The following is a 20803-nucleotide window of genomic DNA, read 5'->3' as shown; positions in this document are numbered from 1 at the left end:
GAAAACCTCGGCTCTACTCAAAATGAGAATCAAACACAACAAGTGGATGACTTCAGTGTAACCCTAAATAGGAATCATTCCTATTTGGGGTTGGATGGCTCCGCTTTCCGCGGATAGCCGGACGTGGTCTCCGCTACGACTGCTGTCCGCCACCGCCCAGCCGGCGGATCCCGGTGGCCTGGGTGGCATCGCGGATCTCGCCCACCAATTGCTCAATGACATCTTCAAGGAAGAGCACCCCCTGGGTATTCCCGCCCGGTCCCACCACACGCGCCAGATGTGAACCCGTCCGCTGCATCACGGACATGGCCCGTTCAATCTCATCCTCCGGGGAAAGGTTCGCCAACGAACGGATCCGCCCCTCGGCGATCGGGTGGCGGCGCCCCTCCTCCGGGATGGAGAGGATGTCCTTGACGTGCAGGTATCCGGCGAGTTCGCCGTCGTCGTCCACCATGGGGAACCGCGAAAAGCCGGTACGGCTGACCGCCTTCTCCAGATCCACAGGAGTGGAAGCCGTCTTGAGCACCACCAGCTTGTCCAGGGGAACCATGATGTGGGAAGCGGTGTGCTCGGAGAACTCCAACGCACCAGTCAACAACCCGGCCTCGTCATCCACCAGGCCGTGCCTGGTGGACTCCTGGACGATCGACTGCACCTCTTCCAAGGTGAAGGAGGATGAAACCTCATCCTTCGGTTCGATCCTCATGAGCCGCAGGATGTGGTTTGCCAGCCAGTTCAGCGTCCAGATGATGGGTTTGACCACACGGGCAATGAACACCAGCGGCGGCGCCAACAGCAATGCCGCCTTATCTGCCACGGATACGGAGATGTTCTTGGGCACCATTTCGCCAAACGTCACGTGCAGGAACGTGACGAACAGGAGGGCGATGGCAAACGCAATCACGTCGGCCAACTCCACCGGGACACCCACCAACTCAAGTGGCTCAGCCAGCAGGTGGTGGATTGCCGGTTCCGCAACCTGCAGGATCAGGAGCGAACACACGGTAATGCCCAACTGTGCGCACGCAAGCATCAACGACACGTTTTCCATGGCCACAAGGGTGGTTTGCGCGCGCTTGGACCCTGCCTCCGCCAAGGGTTCAATCTGGCTGCGCCGCGCGGACATGACCGCGAACTCAGCGCCCACAAAGAAGGCATTGCCAACCAGGAGGATCACCAGCCATACCAGGCCTGCCCAGTCGCTCACAGGGCCCCCGCCCCGTGGGACTGTGCGCGGCCGTCGTCGGAGGCCTCTTCCGGCTCCTCGATGTGGTGGAAGCAGATCCTGTCGATCCTGCGGCCATCCATCCTGGTAACCGTCAATGTCCCTCCGCCGGCGTCCACCACGTCGCCCGCCTTGGCGATGCGGCCCAGCTTGCTCATGACGTAGCCGCCAACGGTTTCATAGGCAGCCTCGTCAGGGACAGTCAGGCCGGGAATCTGCTCGGAAACTTCGTCCGGCCGCAGGAGGCCGGGGAAGTACCAATCCCCGGACGCGCTCTGGAGCAGTCCCGGGCGGACCTTGTCGTGTTCGTCGGACACCTCGCCCACGATCTCCTCCACAAGGTCTTCGAGCGTGGCAATGCCCGCAGTACCGCCGTATTCATCCAGGACGACGGCGAGCTGCAGGTTTCCTTCACGCAGTTCAGCCAGGAGCGAGTCCAGGTGGATCGTCTCGGGCACGCGGAGGACTTCAGTCATGATCGCTCCGGCTTCCAGCTTGGCCCTGCGGTCGGACGGTACGGCCACTGCCTTCTTCACATGGACCACCCCGCGGATATCATCCGCGGAGTCGCCGATCACGGGAAACCGTGAATAGCCGGTGCGGCGGGCGGCATCGAGGATATCGGTGACGGGCTGGTCGGCATCGATGGTTTCCATACGGATGCGGGGCGTCATGACATCGGCTGCGGTCCTGCCGGAGAAGTTCAACGTGCGGGCCACGAAGTTGGCAGTCCCGGCGTCCAAGGTGCCCAGTTCTGCCGAACGCCGCACCAAGGAGGCAAGCTCCGCTGGAGTGCGGGCACCGGAGATTTCCTCCTTGGCCTCCAGCCCGAAGAGGTTCAGGACCTTGTTCGAGAACCCGTTGAGGACCACGATCGCAGGTTTGAAGACGGCGGTGAAGACCAACTGGGGGCGGGCAAGGCGCTTGCCCAGGGGGAAAGCGAGGGCGATCGCCATGTTCTTCGGCACGAGTTCACCCAAGAGCATGGACAGCAGGGTTGCCAACATCATGGCCACCACCAGTGCCACGGATCGGGCCACCTCGGGAGCCAGCCCCAGCAGCCCCAGCGGCCCGGACAGAAGCTGGCCAACCGAGGGTTCCATGACGAAACCCGTCAGGAGCGTTGTGAGGGTGATGCCCAGCTGGCAACTGGAAAGTTGCGTTGAGAGGGATTTGAGGCACTTGAGCAAGGGCGCCGCGGCGTGGTCGCCGTTGTCCACCGCGCGCTGAACGCTTGCCTGGTCCAAAGCGACCAGGGAAAACTCAACGGCAACGAAGAAACCGGTGCCCAGGATCAGGGCAAAGCCGGCAAGGAGGAGGAGCCATTCCACTTAGCGGATCCCTCCAAGGGCCGGTGCGTGGGATGGGGTGCCCGCCTGGCGTCGGCGGCGGAGGGCCGGCGGAGGCTGGTCCGGTCCCGCAGGCCTGGAACCTGCCGGACCACCGGCGTGGAGGGCCGGCGCGTGATGGGCATGTGAACGGGTGTTGCCGGCTCGCGGGGCACGCTGTGGAGAGTTGCCCTTCAGGCTCCCCCAGCAGTACCCAGGCCGGCACCTGGATTTACTGTCCATAAGGATTCCAGTTTACAGGCCAGCCTGCCCGCACCTTACTCATTTTCAGGGGTTGGTGACGGCCTGAAATCCTTCACTGGAGCCCGCAACATGATTTAGGTCACCACTATTGGCAGTTAACCAACGATCCTAACTAGACTGACAGGGGTCTGAGTTCGCGGGACCCGGACCCTGGCGCATTGTTGTGGAAAAGCAACGTGGCCAGCGGGAAATCAACACTCATGGAAGAGGCGTATTTCAAGTGCCAGAGCAGCCCAGCCACCGTCTACCAGAGGAATTTGGCGGAAACGAGTGGCTCGTTGACGAACTGTACGAGCGGTATCAGCAGGACAAGAATTCGGTCGACGCCAAGTGGTGGCCGCTCTTCGAATCCTTTGACACCGGTGACGGCACTTCTTCCAACGGAACCTCCGCAGCCCCAGCAGCTGCCAATCCCCCCACCCAAGTACTTCCGGTTGTAGCCCCGGCTGCAGCGGCACCGGCACCGGCGCCGGCCGCTCCCCCGGCCGCGCCGGCTGCAGCCCCCGCCGCTGCCGCAGCTCCCGCACCGGCGAAGAAGGAACCTGCCACGGTTGCCCGGGACGGGGCAAAGAAGCCCTCCGGCGGCAACGCAGCACAGCCCATTCCGGCCCAGCTCCCCAAGAGCACCAAGGCGCCCACCGCACCCGAGGAAGACGTCGTTTCCGTCCTTCGCGGACCGGCCAAGGCCATTGCCTCCAACATGGTCACCAGCCTCGAGGTTCCCACCGCCACCAGCGTGCGCGCCGTTCCGGCCAAGCTGCTGATCGACAACCGCGTGGTCATCAACTCCAACCTTGCCCGTGCCCGCGGCGGCAAGGTCTCCTTCACGCACATCATTGGCTACGCCGTAGTCCGGGCACTTTCCCAGTTCCCGTCCATGAACGTGTACTACGACGAGATCGACGGCAAGCCCAGCGCCGTCCAGCCCGCCCACGTCAACTTCGGCATCGCCATCGACATGCCCAAGCCCGATGGCACCCGCCTCCTGATGGTTCCCAACATCAAGAAGGCCGAGACCATGGACTTCGCGGAGTTCTGGCACACCTACGAGGACCTCATCAAGCGCGCCCGCAACGGCAAGCTGACGGCCGACGACCACGCCGGCACCACGGTCTCCCTGACCAACCCCGGCGGCATCGGCACCGTCCACTCCGTGCCGCGTCTTTCCAAGGGCCAGGCAGCCATCATCGGCGTCGGCGCCCTCGACTACCCCGCTGAGTTCCAGGGCGCCAGCGAGAAGATCATCGCCCAGAACGCCATCAGCAAGATCCTGACGCTGACGTCCACCTACGACCACCGCGTCATCCAGGGCGCAGGCAGCGGCGAGTTCCTCAAGCTCGTCCACCAGCTCCTGCTGGGCGCGCAGAACTTCTACGACGAGATCTTCGAAGCCCTGCGCATCCCGTACGAGCCCGTGCGCTGGAGCCCGGACCTCCAGGTTGACCCGGCCGACGAGATCAACAAGGTTGCCCGCATCCAGCAGCTCATCCACTCCTACCGCGTGCGCGGCCACCTGATGGCAGACACCGATCCCTTGGAGTACGTGCAGCGCAAGCACCCGGACCTGGACGTCCTCACTTACGGCCTGACCCTGTGGGACCTCGACCGCGAGTGGCCCACCGGCGGTTTCGGCGGCAAGCCGCAGCTGAAGTTCCGCGACATCCTCGGCGTCCTTCGCGACGCGTACTGCCGCACCACGGGCATCGAATACATGCACATCCAGGAGCCTGCCGAGCGCAAGTGGTTCCAGGACGAGCTGGAGCACCCGTACTCCAAGCCCAGCCGCGAAGAGCAGCTGCGCATCGTGTCCAAGCTCAACGCCGCAGAAGCCTTCGAGACCTTCCTGCAGACCAAGTTCGTGGGCCAGAAGCGCTTCTCCCTTGAAGGTGGCGAGTCGCTGATTCCGTTGCTGGACGCCGTCATCTCGGACGCGGCCGACGACGGACTCGACGAAGTCGCCATCGGCATGGCCCACCGTGGCCGCCTCAACGTCCTCACCAACATCGCGGGCAAGACCTACGCCCAGGTGTTCCGCGAGTTCGAAGGCACCCAGGACCCGCGCTCCGTGCAGGGCTCGGGTGACGTCAAGTACCACCTGGGTACCGAAGGCACGTTCACCTCGGACAACGGCAAGCAGACCAAGGTCTACCTCGCCGCCAACCCGTCCCACCTGGAAGCCGTCGACTCCGTACTCGAGGGCATCGTCCGCGCCAAGCAGGACCGCCTGGACCAGGGCGAATCGTTCCCCGTGCTGCCCATCATGGTCCACGGTGACGCCGCTTTCGCCGGCCAGGGCGTGGTAGCCGAAACGCTGAACCTCTCCCAGCTGCGTGGCTACCGTACCGGTGGCACTATCCACGTCATCGTCAACAACCAGGTTGGCTTCACCACGGCTCCGTCCTCCTCACGCTCGTCCACGTACTCCACGGACGTCGCCAAGATGATCCAGGCGCCGGTGTTCCACGTGAACGGCGACGACCCCGAGGCCGTGGTCCGCGTGGCCCAGCTGGCGTACCAGTTCCGCCAGCGTTTCCACAAGGATGTTGTCATCGACATGGTGTGCTACCGCCGCCGTGGCCACAACGAGGGCGACGACCCCTCGATGACCCAGCCGCTGATGTACAACCTGATCGAAGCCAAGCGCTCCGTCCGCAAGCTGTACACCGAATCGCTCATCGGCCGTGGCGACATCACCGAGGAAGAAGCAGAGCAGCTGCTCCGCGACTACCAGGAACGCCTGGAACGCGTGTTCGCGGAGACGCACGCCGCCCAGACCTCCCCGATCCCGATCATCACCGCGGATTCCGCGGCGGTCTCGGACATCGAGCGCCCCATCGCCCAGCAGGCCGACTTCGGCACCAACTCGCCTGCCTCCACGGCGATTTCCACGGACACCCTGGCCCGCATCGGCAAGGCCCACCTGGAAATCCCGGACGGCTTCACGGTCCACTCCAAGCTCAAGCAACTCCTTGAGAAGCGCGAGCAGATGTCCCGCGAAGGCGGCATCGACTGGGGCTTCGGCGAAATCGCAGCCTTTGGCTCGCTCATCATGGAGGGTGTGCCCGTCCGCCTCGCCGGCCAGGACTCCCGCCGCGGTACGTTCGTGCAGCGCCACGCGGTGTTCCACGACCGCGCCAACGGCAACGAGTGGCTCCCCCTGGGCAACCTCTCGGACAACCAGGCCAAGCTCTGGATCTACGACTCCCTGCTGTCCGAATACGCAGCCATGGGCTTCGAATACGGCTACTCGGTAGAGCGCCCGGATGCCCTGGTGCTGTGGGAGGCCCAGTTCGGCGACTTCGTCAACGGTGCACAGACCATCATCGATGAGTTCATCTCCTCGGCTGAGCAGAAGTGGGGCCAGCGCTCCTCCTTGGTCCTGATGCTGCCGCACGGCTACGAAGGCCAGGGACCCGACCACTCGTCGGCACGCATCGAGCGCTTCCTTCAGCTGTGCGCCGAGGACAACATGATCGTCGCCAACCCGACCACGGCGGCCTCGCACTTCCACCTGCTGCGCCGCCAGGCCTACAGCCGCCCGCGCAAGCCGTTGATCATCTTCACGCCGAAGCAGCTGCTCCGCCTCAAGGGCGCCGCTTCCGCCGTCGAGGATTTCACCACCGGTGGCTTCAAGCCGGTGATCGGCGAGAACGAAGTCCAGGCTGCCAACGTTGACCGCGTCATCCTGGTCTCCGGCCGTTTGTACTACGACCTTCTGTCCAACCGGCAGAAGTCCGGCGATACCTCCACCGCGATCATCCGCGTTGAGCAGCTCTACCCGCTGCCCAAGGCCGAGATCGAGGCAGAGCTTGCCAAGTACCCCAACGCGGACATCGTGTGGGCACAGGATGAGCCGGCCAACCAGGGTCCGTGGCCGTTCATGGGCCTCAACCTGGCGCCCGAGCTGGACCGCAAGGTCCGCCTGGTATCGCGCCCGGCTTCTGCATCCACCGCGGCAGGCTCCATGAAGCGCCACGCCGCCGAACAGGACACCCTGATCAAGCAGGCGTTCGAACGCAAGTAAGGAAATCTGCCCGGCCCGGGGCGCTGTCATGCGCCGCGGGCCGGGCATTTTCTGTTTAATGGGACAGATACCCGGTTCGCTAACCGGCGCTGACCGCATAAGCCGAGCATGGACCGTAACGAGTGTGAAGAGGTAATCGTGGAAGACAGGAAGCTGCGCATCGCGGCTGTTGGAGATGAACTGCTGGCCGGACTGGGCGATCCCCGTGCCCTGGGTTGGCTGGGCCGCGTGCTGGCCCGTACACCGCAGGAATCCGTCACGGTGGAATGCTTTTCGCTCCCCTGCCCCATGGAAGGCACCGAAGGCCTGGCGGCCCGGTGGCAGGACGAGGCCGGCCGGCGCTTCAGCGATACGCACGAGAACCGCCTGGTCATCGGCTTGTCCGGGCGTGACCTGGAGTTCGGACTGTCCACCGCGCGGAGCCGGCTGAACCTGGCGAACATCCTTGACGGGGCGTCGCACAGCGGTGTGGAAGTGTTTGTGGTGGGGCCGCCGCCCACGCTGGATCCTGCCCGCAACAAGCGGCTGGCTGAGCTCAACACCGCCTTCGCCGACGTCACAACCCGGCGGAACCACCATTACGTTGACACTTTTTCGCCGCTCCTCAACCACGAGCAGTGGAGGACGGACCTCGCAGCCAACGGGGGCACGCCGGGACAGGCCGGCTACGGGTTGATTGCGTGGCTGGTCCTTCATCGCGGCTGGTTCCAATGGCTTAACATCGCCCAACCGGAGTAGCCACGACGCCGAACGTGCAGGGGTCCGCAAACGGGTCGACTGAAGCCATCAGACCGTTGCCAATCCGGGATTCGCGATATATCGTGTTTTTATCAACGCGATATATCGCATCTCTGGAGGGATCATGTCAGACGAGCTATGGACCGTGACGGGCCCGCAAACCATCGACGTGGACGATGTCCGTTCACTCAAACTGGGAATCGTGAAGGGCCGCTTCGACGTGGTGACCCACGATGAGCCCTTTGTCCGGATCGAGGTGAGCGAGATCAGCGGCGACCCCTTGACGGTCACGCTGGTCAATGGCCGGCTCGAAGTCCGCCATCAACTGCAGGGACCGCAGGGCTGGTTCCGCAACCTGATGGGCACCGTGAACAACACGAGCACCAATTCGGTGATCGTCGGGATCGCACTTCCGCCCGGCGTCGACGTCGAGGCGGGGACGGTGAGCGGCGACGGCCTGGTATCCGGCATCAGCGGCCGCGTGCGGCTGAACACCGTCTCGGGTTCCGTCATGGCCGATGGCACCAGTGGCGAACTGCACGTCAATACGGTCAGTGGCGAGGTCATCGCCCGCAACCACGACGGCGTCCTGACCGCCAAGAGCGTCTCCGGCGAAGTAACCGCTTCGGGCAACTTTTCGAACGTTCGGGCCACGACCGTCAGCGGCGACCTCAGCTTCGACCTGCAGGACTACACCAGCGATTTCGGCGCCAATTCGGTCTCCGGCGACCTCACCATCCGCTTGCCCCACGACGTGGGCCTCGACGTCGTGGCGAAATCGGCCAGCGGATCGGTTGTCATTGACGATCAGCTCTATGCCCAGCCAGGCAGCAACGTCCACACGATCGTGGGCCCTGACGAGAAGCTCATGCTGCTGCGCACCAATACGGTCTCGGGCAAGACGTTCATCATGCACGCCACCGCGCCGGCAGCGGAGGGCGAGCACCCGTTCCCCGGCGAAGCGGGCCTCTGATGCCCCCGGTCTTTGCCCACGGAGCGCTCCGCCTGTACCTGCTTGCCTTGCTGGAGGCAGCCCCCAAGCACGGCTATGAACTCATCAAGGCCCTCGGCGACCGCTTTGGCGGCACCTACTCCCCGAGCGCCGGAACCATCTACCCCCGGCTGGCCAAGCTCGAAGAGGAAGGGCTGGTGGCTACCGAAACCGAAGGCAGGCGCACGAAGTACCTGATCACGGACGCCGGCCGCGCGGAGCTTGACCGCCGGCGCCAGGAACTGGCCGATGTAGAGGACAACATCTCGGCCTCCGTCAGGCGGCTCGCCGACGATCTGCGGGCAGACATCCGAAGCAACATGCAGGGCCTGCGGGCGGACCTGGCGGCAACGGCGGAAGCTGCGCGGAGCAGTGCCAGGACGGCCACCGCGGCACCCGGCCGGCCCTCCGGTTACTCGCCCGAAGGCCAGCGCATCCTCAAGGAAGCCGAGCTCATGGTGCAATCCTTCAGGGACGATGTCCGCGTTGAGCTCAGGAAACACGGGGCATCACACCCGATCTCCCCCGTGACCTTGGAAACAGTGCGCACCGTGCTGGACCAGGCCCGCGTCGCCATCAGAAATTCGCTGCGCGGCTGACCAGCACCGTCCCGGTTCGCTAGCCCGTGCCCGGATGTGCGAAACTGGAGGGCAGCTTTATTGAGTATCAATCATTGAAGGAGGCCAGCTATGAGCAAGCGTGCACGTAAGCGTCGTGACCGTAAGCGCGGCGGCGCGAACCACGGCAAGCGCCCCAACACCTAAGCACAGGCTTAGCGTCAAGGCTTAAACCGCAAGGGCCCCGGAAACCATCAGGTTTCCGGGGCCCTTGGCGTTCAAGGCCGGATCGGCATCAACGGGCCTGTCTCAGGCGTCCACCGGCTTGATCGAATGGATCCTGTCAAGAATGGAGTTCTTGAGGTTTTCCGGTGCCGATTCGGTGCAGGAGCGCTTGACCATGGTGCGGATGAGGCACTCGAGGTCGTACTGCTCGGAGCATTCCTCGCAACCGTCCAAGTGCTGCTTGATCTCGCCGAGGTCCTCGCGGGTCAAGGCGCCGTCGAGGTACTCATAAATACGCTGCATCCGCGTATCGTCGCAATCGCCCAATCCCTGGCAGTCGCTCATTTCTCTTTCTCCTGATTGTTGCTACCGGCCGAGGCCTGGTCTTCTGTCTGGGCACTGAAGCCCCGTTCGGCGGCATAGTCCGCCAGCATGTCCCGCAGCATCTTCCTGCCGCGGTGGAGTCGCGACATGACGGTACCGATGGGGGTGTTCATGATTTCGGATATCTGCTTGTAGGCGTATCCCTCGACGTCCGCGAAATACACGGCCAAGCGGAACTCCTCCGGTATGGCCTGCAAGGCGTTCTTCACATCCGAATCCGGGAGATGGTCAAGGGCTTCGGCTTCGGCTGAACGGAGCCCGGACGAAGTATGGGACTCCGCCTTGGCCAACTGCCAGTCCTCGATCGTGTCCGAGTTGGACTGCAAGGGCTCGCGCTGGCGCTTCCGGTAGAGGTTGATGTAGGTGTTCGTCAGGATCCGGTACAGCCACGCCTTGAGGTTGGTCCCCGGCTTGTACTGGTGGAAAGCCGAGAACGCCTTGGTATAGGCCTCCTGGACCAGGTCTTCGGCATCGGACGGGTTCCGCGCCATGCGCATGGCCGCCGAGTACAACTGGTCCACATACTGCATGGCGTCGCGCTCAAAGCGCTCCCGCCGCTGTTCGGGTGTCTCCTTGGCGGGATCGACGTCGGTGACCGCCCCGGCGTCGTCCAACCCTCCGGCTGCCTGGTCCATGGCCGCTGCGGCCGGTTCAATGGTGCTCATCGAAGCCAAGTCTACTGTCAGCTTCAGGGAATCCGGCTGCGCCGGTACCCGGGCCCCCAGTAAATCCAGACGGTCCTCAACCAGGGTCAAAAAACCAACTCCATTCGCGAAGCGGCAAACGCCATGCCGCAGCCCGGTCTTCACCGCGCCTGATGTTCACAACGGGTCCCGGTGGGTAATTATTCCGCAAAGGTGCAAGACTAGAGCAGACTGCACCCCTTGAACACAACGCTCAGTGACTTTTGTGGCAAGCCATCCAGGAGGCAAGACATGTCAGTAATCCGTTTTCTCGCGCGGCCCATGCTCGCGTCCAGCTTTGTCATCGCAGGTTTGGACAAGCTCAAGAACGCGGACGATACTGCCCGGCAACTCTCGCCGGTCCTGCGCCGCGCCTCCGAGTCCCTGCCGTTCCCGGCCGATGAGAAGGTCCTTGCACGGGTGATCGGCGGCGCCCAGCTTGGCGCCGGCGCCCTGCTCGGCCTGGGAAAGCTGTCACGTTTCGCGGCCACCGTCCTGGCCGTGACGTCCGCACTGAACACCTATGTCGAGTGGCGTTCGGCGGACATCAGCACCAAGGAAGCCCGCGGCGCGCGCAGGGCGCAGCTATTGAAGAACATTTCCCTCACGGGCGGCGTGCTGCTGGCATCGGTTGACACCGAGGGACGCCCCAGCCTGGCATGGCGCGCCGAACACCTCGCCACGGATGCCCGCAAAGCAACGGGCAAGCAGATCAAGCGCGCAGACAAAGCAGTTCGCAAGGCCGTAGATAACGCAGTTGGAGCATAAGGAAGCATGACTGGTACCACCGCAGCAAACGCCGACCCGAAGAACGGCACACCCCTCCCCTTGTGGCCCGCTCCCTATGCCACGGGACCGGTGGATGCCACGGTGACGGTACCGGGATCCAAATCGTTGACCAACCGCTTCCTGGTCCTGGCTGCGTTGGCCGACGGACCCTCACGACTGCGGGCGCCACTCCACTCCCGGGACTCCGTGCTGATGATCCAGGCCTTGCGCCAGCTCGGCGCCACGGTCACCGAAGTACCCGGCGACGGCGACTACGGCCCGGACCTGGACATCACACCGATGGATCCGTCCTCCGCTGGCGGGGAAACAGCCATCGACTGTGGGCTCGCGGGAACGGTCATGCGCTTCGTCCCGCCCCTGGCGGCCCTGCGCGCCGGCGTCACGGTGTTCGACGGCGACCCCCACGCGCGCAAGCGTCCCATGGGAACCATCATCGAGGCTTTGGTGGCGCTTGGCGTGCCCGTCCGCAGCGAAGGCGGCAGGACGCCGTCGGCCCTTCCGTTCGCGGTGGAGGGCTCCGGCGAAGTCCGCGGCGGGCACCTGGTCATTGACGCCAGCGCTTCCTCGCAATTCGTCTCTGCCCTGTTGCTGGTTGGCGCCCGCTTCACGGAGGGGCTGCACCTGGAGCACGTCGGCAAGCCGGTGCCCAGCCTGGACCACATCAACATGACGGTCGCAGTCCTGCGCAGCGTCGGTGTCCAGGTGGACGATTCCGTGCCGAACCATTGGCGCGTGGCTCCCGGCCCCATCAAGGCCTTCGACCAGCGCATCGAACAGGACCTTTCGAACGCCGGTCCGTTCCTCGCGGCAGCGCTTGCCACACGTGGAACCGTCCGGATCCCCAACTGGCCGCTCGAAACCACCCAGGTGGGTGACCTGTGGCGGAGCATCCTTGCATCCATGGGCGCCGAGGTCGCACTGGAGGACGGGACCCTGACGGTCACGGGCGGACCCGAGATCCTGGGCGCCGATTTCGACGAAACCAGCGAGCTCGCCCCTACCGTCGCCGCCTTGTGCGCGCTGGCCACGGGCCCCTCCCGCCTCACAGGCATTGCGCACCTCCGGGGCCACGAGACAGACCGCCTTGCCGCCCTTGTGGCCGAAATCAACCGACTCGGCGGGAACGCCGAAGAGACGGCCGACGGCCTCATCATCCACCCGGCCACCCTGCATGGCGGTGTAGTCCACAGCTATGCCGACCACCGCATGGCCACGGCCGGGGCCATCCTGGGCCTCGCCGTTGAGGGCGTTCAAGTGGAGGACATCGCAACGACGTCGAAGACCATGCCGGAGTTCCCGCAGATGTGGGAATCCATGCTGGGCCGGACCCCGGTGGAGGCTTCATCGGGCGGGGCCACGAACTGACCATGGGCCGCGACGCACGCTCCTGGGACGAATCTGACGTACGGATCCGGCCCAACAAGAAGGGTTCACGCCCCCGCACCAAGGACCGGCCCAGCCACGACGACGCCGTGATCGGCAGGATCATCACGGTGGACCGCGGCCGCTATACCGCCGTGGTTGGTGAGGACACCGACAATGAGCGCGTGGTCATCGCCGCACGTGCCCGCGAACTGCGCCGGAACCCGGTGGTCCCGGGTGATTTCGTGGCACTCGTGGGTGATGTTTCCGGTGGCCCGGACACCCTCGCCCGGCTGGTCCGCGTCGAGGAACGCCGGACGCTCCTGCGCCGCAGCGCGGACGACACCGATCCCATCGAGCGCGTGGTGGTGGCCAACGCGGACCAATTGGTGGTGGTGGTGGCAGCAGCCAACCCGGAGCCCCGCACCGGCTTCATCGACCGCGCCCTGGTGGCAGCGTACGACGCCGGCATCGAGCCGCTGCTCCTCGTCACCAAGGCGGACGTCAAGGATCCTGCCGAACTGTTGGCCAATTACCTCAGCCTCGACTTTCCGGTCATCATCAGCCGCACGGCGGATTCGCAGGCCTCCGGCATCGACGCACGTTCAGACGACGGGCTCTCCGCACGTTTGGACAGCGACGCCGTCTCCCGCCTGCGTTCCCACCTCGACGGCAAGGTGACCGTCATGCTGGGGCACTCGGGCGTCGGCAAATCCACCATGGTCAATGCCCTCACAGGTGCCGAACGGGCAACCGGCGGGGTCAATGCCGTCACAGGCCGCGGACGCCACACCTCGTCCTCTGCCTTGGCCCTCAAACTGGCGGACGCTCCTTCCGGCAGTTGGATCATCGACACCCCGGGCATCCGTTCGTTCGGCCTGGCCCACGTGGACGCGGACCGCATCCTGCATTCCTTCCCCGACCTGGAGCCTGGCACGGAAGCCTGCGACCGCGGCTGCAAGCATGACGCCAGTGCAGTGAACTGCGGGCTGGACGAGTGGGTCAACCAAGGCAACGCCGGCCCCTCAGGCGTAGCCCGGCTGGCTTCGCTCAGGCGCCTGCTCGGTGCCGACCCCCGCCTGGAGGCCAAGGAAACCAAGGAATTGGGCATCGTCAACTGAAGGTCGGAGCCCCACCTCCCCCGGCGCGTGAACGATTCGCGATAGTTTGGTGGCATGACCCAACCCGTTTCCAGCTACAACGATGACTTGCGATTGGCCCATGTCCTGGCCGATTCCGTGGACGCCCAGACCATGGACCGGTTCAAGGCCCTGGACCTGCAGATCGAAACCAAACCCGACCTGACGCCGGTCACGGATGCGGACAAGGCCGCCGAGGAAGCCATCCGCGGACAGTTGTCCCGTTCACGCCCCCGCGATGCCGTCCTCGGCGAGGAATTCGGAAGCAGCGGCCACGGTTCGCGGCGCTGGGTCATCGACCCCATCGACGGCACCAAGAATTTCGTCAGGGGCGTCCCCGTGTGGGCAACCCTGATCGCCCTGATCGACGAAGGCGAACCGGTGGTGGGCGTGGTCAGCGCACCAGCCTTGGGCAAGCGCTGGTGGGCGGCCAAAAGCATGGGCGCCTACATGGGCCGCTCGTTGGCCTCGGCCACCCGGCTGAAGGTTTCCAACGTTTCCACGCTCGCGGACGCGTCCATGTCCTACTCGAGCCTCTCCGGCTGGAAGGAACGCGGCAACCTTGACGAGTTCCTCGGCCTCACCGAGGACATTTGGCGCACGCGCGCCTACGGGGACTTCTGGTCCTACTGCCTGGTGGCCGAAGGCGCCGTGGACATCGCCTGCGAGCCCGAACTGAACCTCTATGACATGGCGGCGCTCGTACCGATCGTCACGGAGGCCGGTGGCAGGTTCACTTCCCTGGAAGGTGAGGATGGCCCCTTCGGCGGAAACGCACTGGCAACCAACTCGATCCTGCACTCCGAGGTCCTGAAGCGCCTCAATCCGGGAATCGACGATCTCCTCTGAATTTTCGACGGCGGGCACCTCCCCTGGGAGGTGCCCGCCGCACTTTATTCGCCAAAACTGCCATTTCCGCATCCTTCGTAACAATGTGCTTAACAAAGTGGACGGCTTTGTGTCCGGCGTGCGGGGTGCCTTAATGTCTACTACAGGTCACGAGTGCCAGCGCTAAACCCCGGTTTGCTGGCCGGCAACCCTCCATTCGCGGTGGGGTGCCCCGGGTGACGACCAGGCCGGTCCGGAACGGATGCGGCAAGCGCGGATCCCCCGCAAGGGGGTCCCTCTTGAGTGAGGTCCCATGAGCACTGTTACGTTCGAATCCACCGTCCTTCCCACTGTGACGCAGGAAGCCGCGGCCGCCAGGCCCCTTGCCGCGGTGACTGGCGCAGAACTGCAGGCCCCGCTGATCCAAGGCGGCCACGTCCGCTACGCCAACCTCGACTACGGAGCTTCCGCACCGGCGCTGACCATCGTGTCCGCGTACCTGAATGAGGTCCTGCCGTACTACGCGAGCGTGCACCGCGGTGCCGGCTTCGCTTCCCAAATCAGCACGTCGGTCTATGAAAACTCCCGCGACATCGTGCGCGACTTCGTCGGCGGACGCCCCGACGACTCCGTCATCTTCACCCGCAACACCACCGACTCCCTGAACCTGCTGGCCGGCTGCCTTCCGCAGATCGACGGTACGCCAACCGGCGAGGTCCTGTACCTGGACATCGAACACCACGCCAACCTGCTGCCGTGGCAGGGCGTACCGCACCGCAGCGTCGTGGCCGCTTCCACTCTTGCTGCGACCATCGCCAACCTGCGCCACGAGCTGGCCCAAGGCGGAGTCTCCCTGCTCGCAGTCACCGGCGCCTCCAACGTGACAGGTGAAATCCTGCCCATCGCGGAACTGGCCTCCCTTGCCCACGAATTCGGTGCCCGCATCGTGGTTGACGCTGCCCAGCTCGCACCGCACCGCCGGATCAACATCGCCGAAGCTGACGTGGACTACGTGGTCTTCTCCGGCCACAAACTGTACGCACCCTTCGGTGCCGGCGTAGTAGTAGGCCGTCCCGATTGGCTCGACGCCGGAACGCCGCACCTTGCCGGCGGTGGCGCAGTCCGTGAAGCCCGTCTGGACTCCGTCAGTTGGGCGACGGGTCCGGCCCGCCATGAAGGTGGATCCCCCAACGTCCTCGGCGCCGCCACCTTGGCCCGGGCCACGCAGGTCCTGGCCGGCCTTGACCAGCAAGCCTGGCACGACCACGAGGCCGCCATCCGCTCCTTCCTTGTGGAGGGCCTGCAGGCCATCGATGGGGTCACCGTCCACCAGATCTTCAGCGATTCCACGGACACCATCGGCGTGGTCAACTTCTCGGTGGAGGGATTCGACGCCGGCCTGGTTGCCGCCTACCTGTCCGCGGAACACGGAGTGGGCCTTCGCGATGGCCGGTTCTGCGCACACCCGCTCCTCAAGCGCCTGGGCCTGCCGTCCGGTTCCCTTCGCGCCAGCTTCGGCGTGGGCTCCCGGCTGGAGGACGCTGCCCGGCTGCTCAAGGGAATCCAGGAGCTGAAGGGTACCGGGTTGGGCTGGGACTACGTGGTGGACGAGGGCCGCTGGGTTCCCGCGAACGACCACCGCAGCTACCCCGAATGGGCCCCCAACACTCCAGGTACCGCGGGCGCTGCTCCCTGCACCGTGGACTGACCTCACTTTGCCGGAACCCGGCCAGCCCTGCCTTGCTGTAAATTCGTAGGGTATTTCCGGCGTTCGCGGTAAAGGAGTCTGTACACACCATGCGGTCCCAAGGCCCTTCCAGCGGTACGCGACAACCCGGCGGTCCCAAGCTGCACGCGGTCCGGCGCAAGGAACTGGGGCAAAGTTTCCAGGATGGCGGCGAGCACTACCATGTGGTGCGTCCCGGCTACCCTGCAGACTCCGTGGATTGGCTCCTTCCTGCCGGAGCGAAGTCCGCGGCCGACATCGGCGCGGGCACGGGGAAATTCACCACGCTGCTCGTGGACCGCGGCCTTGAGGTGGCCGCCGTCGATCCTTCCACGGACATGCTGGCGCAGTTGCGCCTGTCGTGCCCCAAGGTCAATGCGTTGGAGGGCACCGCCGAGGCGAGCGGACTGGCGGACTCAGCTTTCGACGTCGTCAGTGTTGCCCAGGCCTGGCATTGGTGCGATCCCGTCAAAGCCAGCACGGAAATCGCCCGGGTGCTCCGTCCGCATGGCGTCCTGGGCCTGATCTGGAACCAATTGGATACTTCCGTCCCCTGGGTGCACCGCCTTTCACGCATCATGCATGCCGGCGACGTACACAAACCGGGCTTCCGGCCGGCCATCGGTCCGGAGTTCACCGGTTTGGAATGCCATGTCACCCATTGGGAGGACCCGGTGTCCCCCGAGGACATCATGGAATTGACCAAGTCGCGCAGCTATTACCTTCGAGCCAACGAGGCTACCCGTGCCAAGGTCATGGGAAACCTGGAGTGGTACCTCTACGAACACCTCGGCCACGCCCCTGGCCAAACCCTGGCCCTGCCGTACGTGACGCAGACGTGGCGGGCCCGCAAGGCCTGAGGCGCCCTGCCACGGTAGGCTTGGAGCGTGAAGACCAGTACGCCCTCCTCCTCGATCGAGGACTACGTCAAGGTCATCTACTCCTTCACTGAGTGGCAGGACAAGCCCATCACGTCCTCCCAGCTGGCCCAACGGCTGGGCGTAGCCAATTCCTCGGTGTCCGAAATGGTGCGCAAGCTCAAGGACCAAGGCCTGGTGGACCACCAGCCCTACAGCGCCATCCGCCTGACGCCCGACGGCATGCGTCTGGCCTTGGCCATGGTGCGGAGGCACCGGCTCATCGAGACGTACCTTGTGGAGGAACTCGGCTACCGCTGGGACGAGGTCCACGACGAAGCGGAAATGTTGGAGCACGCAGTCTCGGACACCTTCATTGAACGCATGTCCGCCAAGCTGGGCCACCCGGTCCGGGACCCGCACGGAGACCCCATTCCGTCGTCCGATGGCTCCGTGGAGCTCCCGCACGCCTACCGGATGATCGAACTGGATCAAGGGCACGCCGGCCGCATCACGCGCATCAGCGACGAGAACCCGGACCTGCTTCGCTACTTGGCCGCCGAGGATATTGCCCTGGACGCCCGCATCGAGGTTGTAGGCCGCAAGCCCTTCGGAGGTGCCTTGGTGGTAAGGATCGGCAGCGGTGCCCAGCGCCGGGAATACGACCTCGCGGACGAAATCACCTCGGCCCTGTGGGTGCAGAGCACCGACGTGCACGAAGGCTGCGTCCTCGCCGACCGCTGAGCCGGCCACCGCCCAAGGTCAGGACGCCGCCCCCAGCGGACCGCCGTCGTCGGACGCTTGATCCGGAACGGCCGCACCTGCCGCGTCGCGCGCCGGGTTGCGGATTCCGACGGCGGAAGCCACCGCTCCGAGCAGGAACAGTCCCGCGGTGACCAGCAGGGCGTTGTCCAGGCCCTCCCGGGTGAAGACCGGACCCACGATCAAGCCTGCGAAGGCGATGCAGATCAGGCCGGCGATGCGGGCCACTGCGTTGTTGACCGCGGAGCCGATCCCCGCCTCTTCAGGTGGAACGGCGCCCAGGATGGCAGCCGTCAACGGTGCCACGAGAATCGCCAGGCCCAGTCCGAAGACCACTTGGCCGGGAAACACCTGTGTCCAGTAGTTGAGTGGCTCCTGGACAGACAACGACATCAGGAATCCAGTCCCGCACAACAAGGGTCCAGCGGTCATGAACCACCGCGGACCATACTTTCCGGCAAGGCCGCCAAAGTAGGAAGCGGCGAGCATCAGGATCACGGTCCCGGGCAACAGCGCTATTCCCGCCGCCGTGGCACCCATGCCGCCCACCTGCTGCAGGTAGATGCCCAGGATGAAGAAGCCCAGGGAAATACCACCGTAGATGGCCAACGTGGCGAGATTGCCCCAGCCAAAATTCCGGATCGCGAAGAGCCTTAACGGGAGCATCGGCTCGGAGGTCCTGCCCTCGTGGACCAGGAAGAACCCCAAAGCCACGCCGCCCAGCAGCAACGGTACCCACACGAAGGGGCTGGTCCACCCCAGCCTGCCCTGTTCGATGAACGCGAAGACAGGGCCGCCCAAGCCGATCATGGCCAGCAAGGCGCCTCGGTAGTCGATCCTCTTGCTCTTGTCCCGGGCCGCATCCGATGCCCGCAGGCCAGCCAACATGGGCCAGATTGCGGCGGCCGGAACAACGTTGATGAAGAAGATCAACCGCCAAGACAAGAGGTCTACTGAAACTCCACCGATCAACGGTGCCACGATCGCCGCGGCACTGGTCCACCCGGACCACTGGCCGATCGCTTTGGACTGCGCCGGACCGGAAAAGGACGTGACGATCATTGCGAGGGAGCTGGGCACCAGCAGCGCCCCCGCAATACCCTGCAAAGCCCGGGAAACCACCAGCACCTCGCCATTCCAGGCAAGTCCACACATTACCGAGGTCAGTGCGAAGCCTGCCAGGCCCCACTGGAGGATCCGGGCGCGGCCAAAATGGTCGGACAGGGAACCGGCCACCAGGATGAGGGCACCGAGGGTGAGGAGGTACGCATCCACCACCCATTGTTGGATCACCAATCCGCCGCCCAGTTCACGCCCGATGGCCGGCAAAGCGAGATTGACCACGAAACCGTCGAGGATGGCGATGAAGGAAGCCACGATAGCCACCAGCAGCACCTTCTTCTGCAGGGGCGTGCTCGGCTGTAGGGCCTCCCGTTCAGTCATGAGCACAGCCTACGCTTGCCGTATCGTTGAGTGGTGATCAGCAGACGTGATGTGGCCGTGGCCCTCGATATCTCCATGGAAATGGCCCAGCGCCACGGCATCCCGTCGCGCCTGCCCGAGGCAGACCTCCGCGAGCTCCAGGACAACCCGCCGCCGTGGCTGGTGCAGTCCCGTGCCAACCGGACCGGGAAGCGTCCTGTCTGGGTACAGCTCACGTGCGCTGTCTGCGGTTTTTCCGAGGCGGCCCGGCCCAAGAAGTGGTGGCCCGACTTCTCCTTCGTCTATTGCGGGCACCACAGAAATTCCGAGCTTCCGGAACTTTTCCTGGGTGATGTCCGGAGCGAATACGAGGGCATCGGCAGCCGCTTTGTCGGGGTCGTGGACGTCCGCGAGGACCGTTAGCCCAACTCCCCCATCTCGGACGGAACAGCGAGGAGCTGGACTACCCGGCCGTCGCGGAGCACCGTCAACGGGAAGGGCTGGCCGATCGCGTCGGCAAAGAGCAGTTTCTGGAGGCTCTCGGCGCTCGATACCGCCCGGCCTTGCGCTTGGAGCACCAGGTCACCCGGTTCCAGTCCGGACTGTTCGGCCGGAGAGCCTGCCATGACCTCCACCACGCGAAGGCCTTCCTTTTGGCCCGTGCGGACCACTGCACTGGCATCGAGCGGAATGGGCGTACTGACCAATCCGAGGTAGGCCCGCCGCACGCGCCCGTCCTTTCGCAACGAGGCGATGATGCGCCGCGTCGTGGCATTGATGGGCACCGCGAGCCCCAGCCCCAATCCAGCAACCGCGGTGTTGATGCCCACGATCCGCCCCCTTGTATCCGCCAACGCCCCTCCGGAATTGCCGGGGTTCAGCGCGGCATCCGTCTGGATCACATCCTCGATCACCCGCCGGTGTTCTCCCGCGCGGACAGGGATGGAACGGCCAAGGCCGCTCACCACGCCCGCAGTCACCGAGCCCGCCAGGCCCAGGGGGTTGCCAACCGCAATCACCAACTGGCCCACCCTCAGGGAGTCCGCGTTGCCCAGCATCGCTGGCGGCGGCGTTGACTTCAGTCCACGCACCACGGCCAGGTCAGACAACGGATCGGCACCCACCAGTTCGACTTCGCTGTGCTTCCCGTTGGCAAACACGGCCCTGCCTGATTGGATCCCGGCCACCACGTGGGCGTTGGTCAGCATGTAGCCGTCGTCAGTGAAAACCACTGCAGAGCCACTGCCCATCCGCACACGGCCCGCGCGGCTCTTGCTGGTCATCTCTATGGCGGCGACATGGGGCGTGACAGTGTCCGCTACACGGATCACCGTCTCCGAGTAGTCGTCAAGGGCCCGGTCATCGTCCTGCTGCCCCTTTGGATAGAGTTCTTCCGGCTCGGTGCTCATCACACGCCTCCTGCCACCCACCGTGCTTATCCACTACAACCAGCAGGAAGGGGTTGGTAGTCCACGTTTGGATACGCCGTCGGTGAACGG

The 20803-nt window shown here is 64.8% G+C and carries 19 protein-coding genes and 1 riboswitch; of the genes, 13 read left to right on the top strand and 6 right to left on the bottom strand.

Annotated elements, in window-relative coordinates; translation table 11 throughout:
- Positions 1 to 133: 133 nt before the first annotated feature.
- Entirely contained in the window at positions 134 to 1207 is a 1074-nt protein-coding gene (locus ACH488_RS03805; RefSeq protein ID WP_397322362.1) for a hemolysin family protein, read from the bottom strand.
- Positions 1204 to 2556 (bottom strand): hemolysin family protein, encoded by a 1353-nt coding sequence (locus tag ACH488_RS03800; protein WP_397322361.1) that lies wholly within the window; start codon positions 2554 to 2556, stop codon positions 1204 to 1206. The genes ACH488_RS03805 and ACH488_RS03800 overlap by 4 nt, the downstream gene beginning before the upstream one ends.
- 481 nt (positions 2557 to 3037) lie before the next feature.
- Between ACH488_RS03800 and ACH488_RS03795 the strand changes: the two genes are divergently transcribed.
- The 5 genes from ACH488_RS03795 to ACH488_RS03775 all read left to right on the top strand — a co-directional run bounded on the left by ACH488_RS03795 (position 3038) and on the right by ACH488_RS03775 (position 9334).
- The gene (locus tag ACH488_RS03795) at positions 3038 to 6841 is read left to right on the top strand and encodes a multifunctional oxoglutarate decarboxylase/oxoglutarate dehydrogenase thiamine pyrophosphate-binding subunit/dihydrolipoyllysine-residue succinyltransferase subunit (protein WP_397322360.1); all 3804 of its coding nucleotides are present in this window, start codon (positions 3038 to 3040) and stop codon (positions 6839 to 6841) included.
- 138 nt (positions 6842 to 6979) lie between these two features.
- Entirely contained in the window at positions 6980 to 7579 is a 600-nt protein-coding gene (locus tag ACH488_RS03790; protein ID WP_397322524.1) for a GDSL-type esterase/lipase family protein, read from the top strand.
- 124 nt (positions 7580 to 7703) lie between these two features.
- On the top strand, positions 7704 to 8552 hold the full coding sequence (locus tag ACH488_RS03785; RefSeq protein WP_397322359.1) for a DUF4097 family beta strand repeat-containing protein: 849 nt from the start codon (positions 7704 to 7706) through the stop codon (positions 8550 to 8552).
- Entirely contained in the window at positions 8552 to 9169 is a 618-nt protein-coding gene (locus tag ACH488_RS03780) for a PadR family transcriptional regulator (protein WP_397322358.1), read from the top strand. The genes ACH488_RS03785 and ACH488_RS03780 overlap by 1 nt, the downstream gene beginning before the upstream one ends.
- A 90-nt stretch (positions 9170 to 9259) precedes the next feature.
- The gene (locus tag ACH488_RS03775; RefSeq protein ID WP_369299106.1) at positions 9260 to 9334 is read left to right on the top strand and encodes a 50S ribosomal protein bL37; all 75 of its coding nucleotides are present in this window, start codon (positions 9260 to 9262) and stop codon (positions 9332 to 9334) included.
- A 102-nt stretch (positions 9335 to 9436) separates the two neighbouring features.
- Here ACH488_RS03775 and rsrA read toward each other — a convergent pair whose 3' ends face one another.
- Both rsrA and ACH488_RS03765 read right to left on the bottom strand, forming a co-directional pair.
- Positions 9437 to 9697 carry a mycothiol system anti-sigma-R factor gene (gene rsrA / locus ACH488_RS03770; RefSeq protein ID WP_387435803.1) on the bottom strand — a complete coding sequence of 87 codons (261 nt, stop codon included), beginning with the start codon at positions 9695 to 9697 and terminating at the stop codon, positions 9437 to 9439.
- On the bottom strand, positions 9694 to 10491 hold the full coding sequence (locus ACH488_RS03765; protein WP_397322356.1) for a sigma-70 family RNA polymerase sigma factor: 798 nt from the start codon (positions 10489 to 10491) through the stop codon (positions 9694 to 9696). The genes rsrA and ACH488_RS03765 overlap by 4 nt, the downstream gene beginning before the upstream one ends.
- Before the next feature lie 180 nt (positions 10492 to 10671).
- Between ACH488_RS03765 and ACH488_RS03760 the strand changes: the two genes are divergently transcribed.
- The 7 genes from ACH488_RS03760 to ACH488_RS03730 all read left to right on the top strand — a co-directional run bounded on the left by ACH488_RS03760 (position 10672) and on the right by ACH488_RS03730 (position 17864).
- Positions 10672 to 11187, top strand: coding sequence for a DoxX family membrane protein (locus ACH488_RS03760; RefSeq protein ID WP_397322354.1), 516 nt, complete (start codon positions 10672 to 10674; stop codon positions 11185 to 11187).
- A gap of 6 nt (positions 11188 to 11193) precedes the next feature.
- Positions 11194 to 12573: a 3-phosphoshikimate 1-carboxyvinyltransferase gene (gene aroA, locus ACH488_RS03755; protein WP_397322353.1), complete on the top strand. Its 1380-nt coding sequence runs from the start codon at positions 11194 to 11196 to the stop codon at positions 12571 to 12573.
- Between the two features lie 2 nt (positions 12574 to 12575).
- Positions 12576 to 13691 carry a ribosome small subunit-dependent GTPase A gene (locus ACH488_RS03750; RefSeq protein ID WP_397322352.1) on the top strand — a complete coding sequence of 372 codons (1116 nt, stop codon included), beginning with the start codon at positions 12576 to 12578 and terminating at the stop codon, positions 13689 to 13691.
- 54 nt (positions 13692 to 13745) lie between these two features.
- Entirely contained in the window at positions 13746 to 14558 is an 813-nt protein-coding gene (gene hisN, locus ACH488_RS03745) for a histidinol-phosphatase (RefSeq protein WP_397322351.1), read from the top strand.
- Between the two features lie 145 nt (positions 14559 to 14703).
- Positions 14704 to 14817: riboswitch (SAM riboswitch) on the top strand.
- 33 nt (positions 14818 to 14850) lie between these two features.
- Positions 14851 to 16245 (top strand): aminotransferase class V-fold PLP-dependent enzyme, encoded by a 1395-nt coding sequence (locus tag ACH488_RS03740; RefSeq protein ID WP_397322350.1) that lies wholly within the window; start codon positions 14851 to 14853, stop codon positions 16243 to 16245.
- 89 nt (positions 16246 to 16334) lie between these two features.
- Positions 16335 to 17123 carry a class I SAM-dependent methyltransferase gene (locus tag ACH488_RS03735; RefSeq protein ID WP_397322349.1) on the top strand — a complete coding sequence of 263 codons (789 nt, stop codon included), beginning with the start codon at positions 16335 to 16337 and terminating at the stop codon, positions 17121 to 17123.
- Positions 17124 to 17150: 27 nt separating this feature from the next.
- Complete coding sequence (locus ACH488_RS03730) at positions 17151 to 17864, top strand: metal-dependent transcriptional regulator (protein ID WP_397322348.1); 714 nt, start codon at positions 17151 to 17153, stop codon at positions 17862 to 17864.
- Positions 17865 to 17882: 18 nt separating this feature from the next.
- Here the strand turns inward: ACH488_RS03730 and ACH488_RS03725 are convergent, their stop codons facing one another.
- Positions 17883 to 19325, bottom strand: a complete 1443-nt coding sequence (locus ACH488_RS03725; protein WP_397322347.1) for an MFS transporter — start codon at positions 19323 to 19325, stop codon at positions 17883 to 17885.
- Positions 19326 to 19400: 75 nt separating this feature from the next.
- Between ACH488_RS03725 and ACH488_RS03720 the strand changes: the two genes are divergently transcribed.
- Complete coding sequence (locus ACH488_RS03720) at positions 19401 to 19727, top strand: hypothetical protein (RefSeq protein WP_397322523.1); 327 nt, start codon at positions 19401 to 19403, stop codon at positions 19725 to 19727.
- Here ACH488_RS03720 and ACH488_RS03715 read toward each other — a convergent pair.
- Positions 19724 to 20713: a S1C family serine protease gene (locus ACH488_RS03715; protein WP_397322346.1), complete on the bottom strand. Its 990-nt coding sequence runs from the start codon at positions 20711 to 20713 to the stop codon at positions 19724 to 19726. The genes ACH488_RS03720 and ACH488_RS03715 overlap by 4 nt on opposite strands.
- Positions 20714 to 20803 lie beyond the last annotated feature (90 nt).

Source organism: Paenarthrobacter sp. NPDC018779, from assembly GCF_044391085.1.
GTDB lineage: Bacteria > Actinomycetota > Actinomycetes > Actinomycetales > Micrococcaceae > Arthrobacter.
Note: the sequence above shows the minus strand (reverse complement) of the source record. Positions and strands in the feature narration are given on the sequence as shown.

What these genes read in the sequence shown, in the direction of transcription:
- ACH488_RS03785 (WP_397322359.1), top strand. Translation starts at nt 7,704, where the DNA reads ATGTCAGACGAGCTATGGACCGTGACGGGCCCGCAAACCATCGACGTG.
- ACH488_RS03780 (WP_397322358.1), top strand. Translation starts at nt 8,552, where the DNA reads ATGCCCCCGGTCTTTGCCCACGGAGCGCTCCGCCTGTACCTGCTTGCC.
- rsrA (WP_387435803.1), bottom strand. Translation starts at nt 9,697, where the DNA reads ATGAGCGACTGCCAGGGATTGGGCGATTGCGACGATACGCGGATGCAG.
- ACH488_RS03760 (WP_397322354.1), top strand. Translation starts at nt 10,672, where the DNA reads ATGTCAGTAATCCGTTTTCTCGCGCGGCCCATGCTCGCGTCCAGCTTT.
- aroA (WP_397322353.1), top strand. Translation starts at nt 11,194, where the DNA reads ATGACTGGTACCACCGCAGCAAACGCCGACCCGAAGAACGGCACACCC.
- ACH488_RS03750 (WP_397322352.1), top strand. Translation starts at nt 12,576, where the DNA reads ATGGGCCGCGACGCACGCTCCTGGGACGAATCTGACGTACGGATCCGG.
- hisN (WP_397322351.1), top strand. Translation starts at nt 13,746, where the DNA reads ATGACCCAACCCGTTTCCAGCTACAACGATGACTTGCGATTGGCCCAT.
- ACH488_RS03740 (WP_397322350.1), top strand. Translation starts at nt 14,851, where the DNA reads ATGAGCACTGTTACGTTCGAATCCACCGTCCTTCCCACTGTGACGCAG.
- ACH488_RS03735 (WP_397322349.1), top strand. Translation starts at nt 16,335, where the DNA reads ATGCGGTCCCAAGGCCCTTCCAGCGGTACGCGACAACCCGGCGGTCCC.
- ACH488_RS03725 (WP_397322347.1), bottom strand. Translation starts at nt 19,325, where the DNA reads ATGACTGAACGGGAGGCCCTACAGCCGAGCACGCCCCTGCAGAAGAAG.
- ACH488_RS03720 (WP_397322523.1), top strand. Translation starts at nt 19,401, where the DNA reads ATGGAAATGGCCCAGCGCCACGGCATCCCGTCGCGCCTGCCCGAGGCA.
- ACH488_RS03715 (WP_397322346.1), bottom strand. Translation starts at nt 20,713, where the DNA reads ATGAGCACCGAGCCGGAAGAACTCTATCCAAAGGGGCAGCAGGACGAT.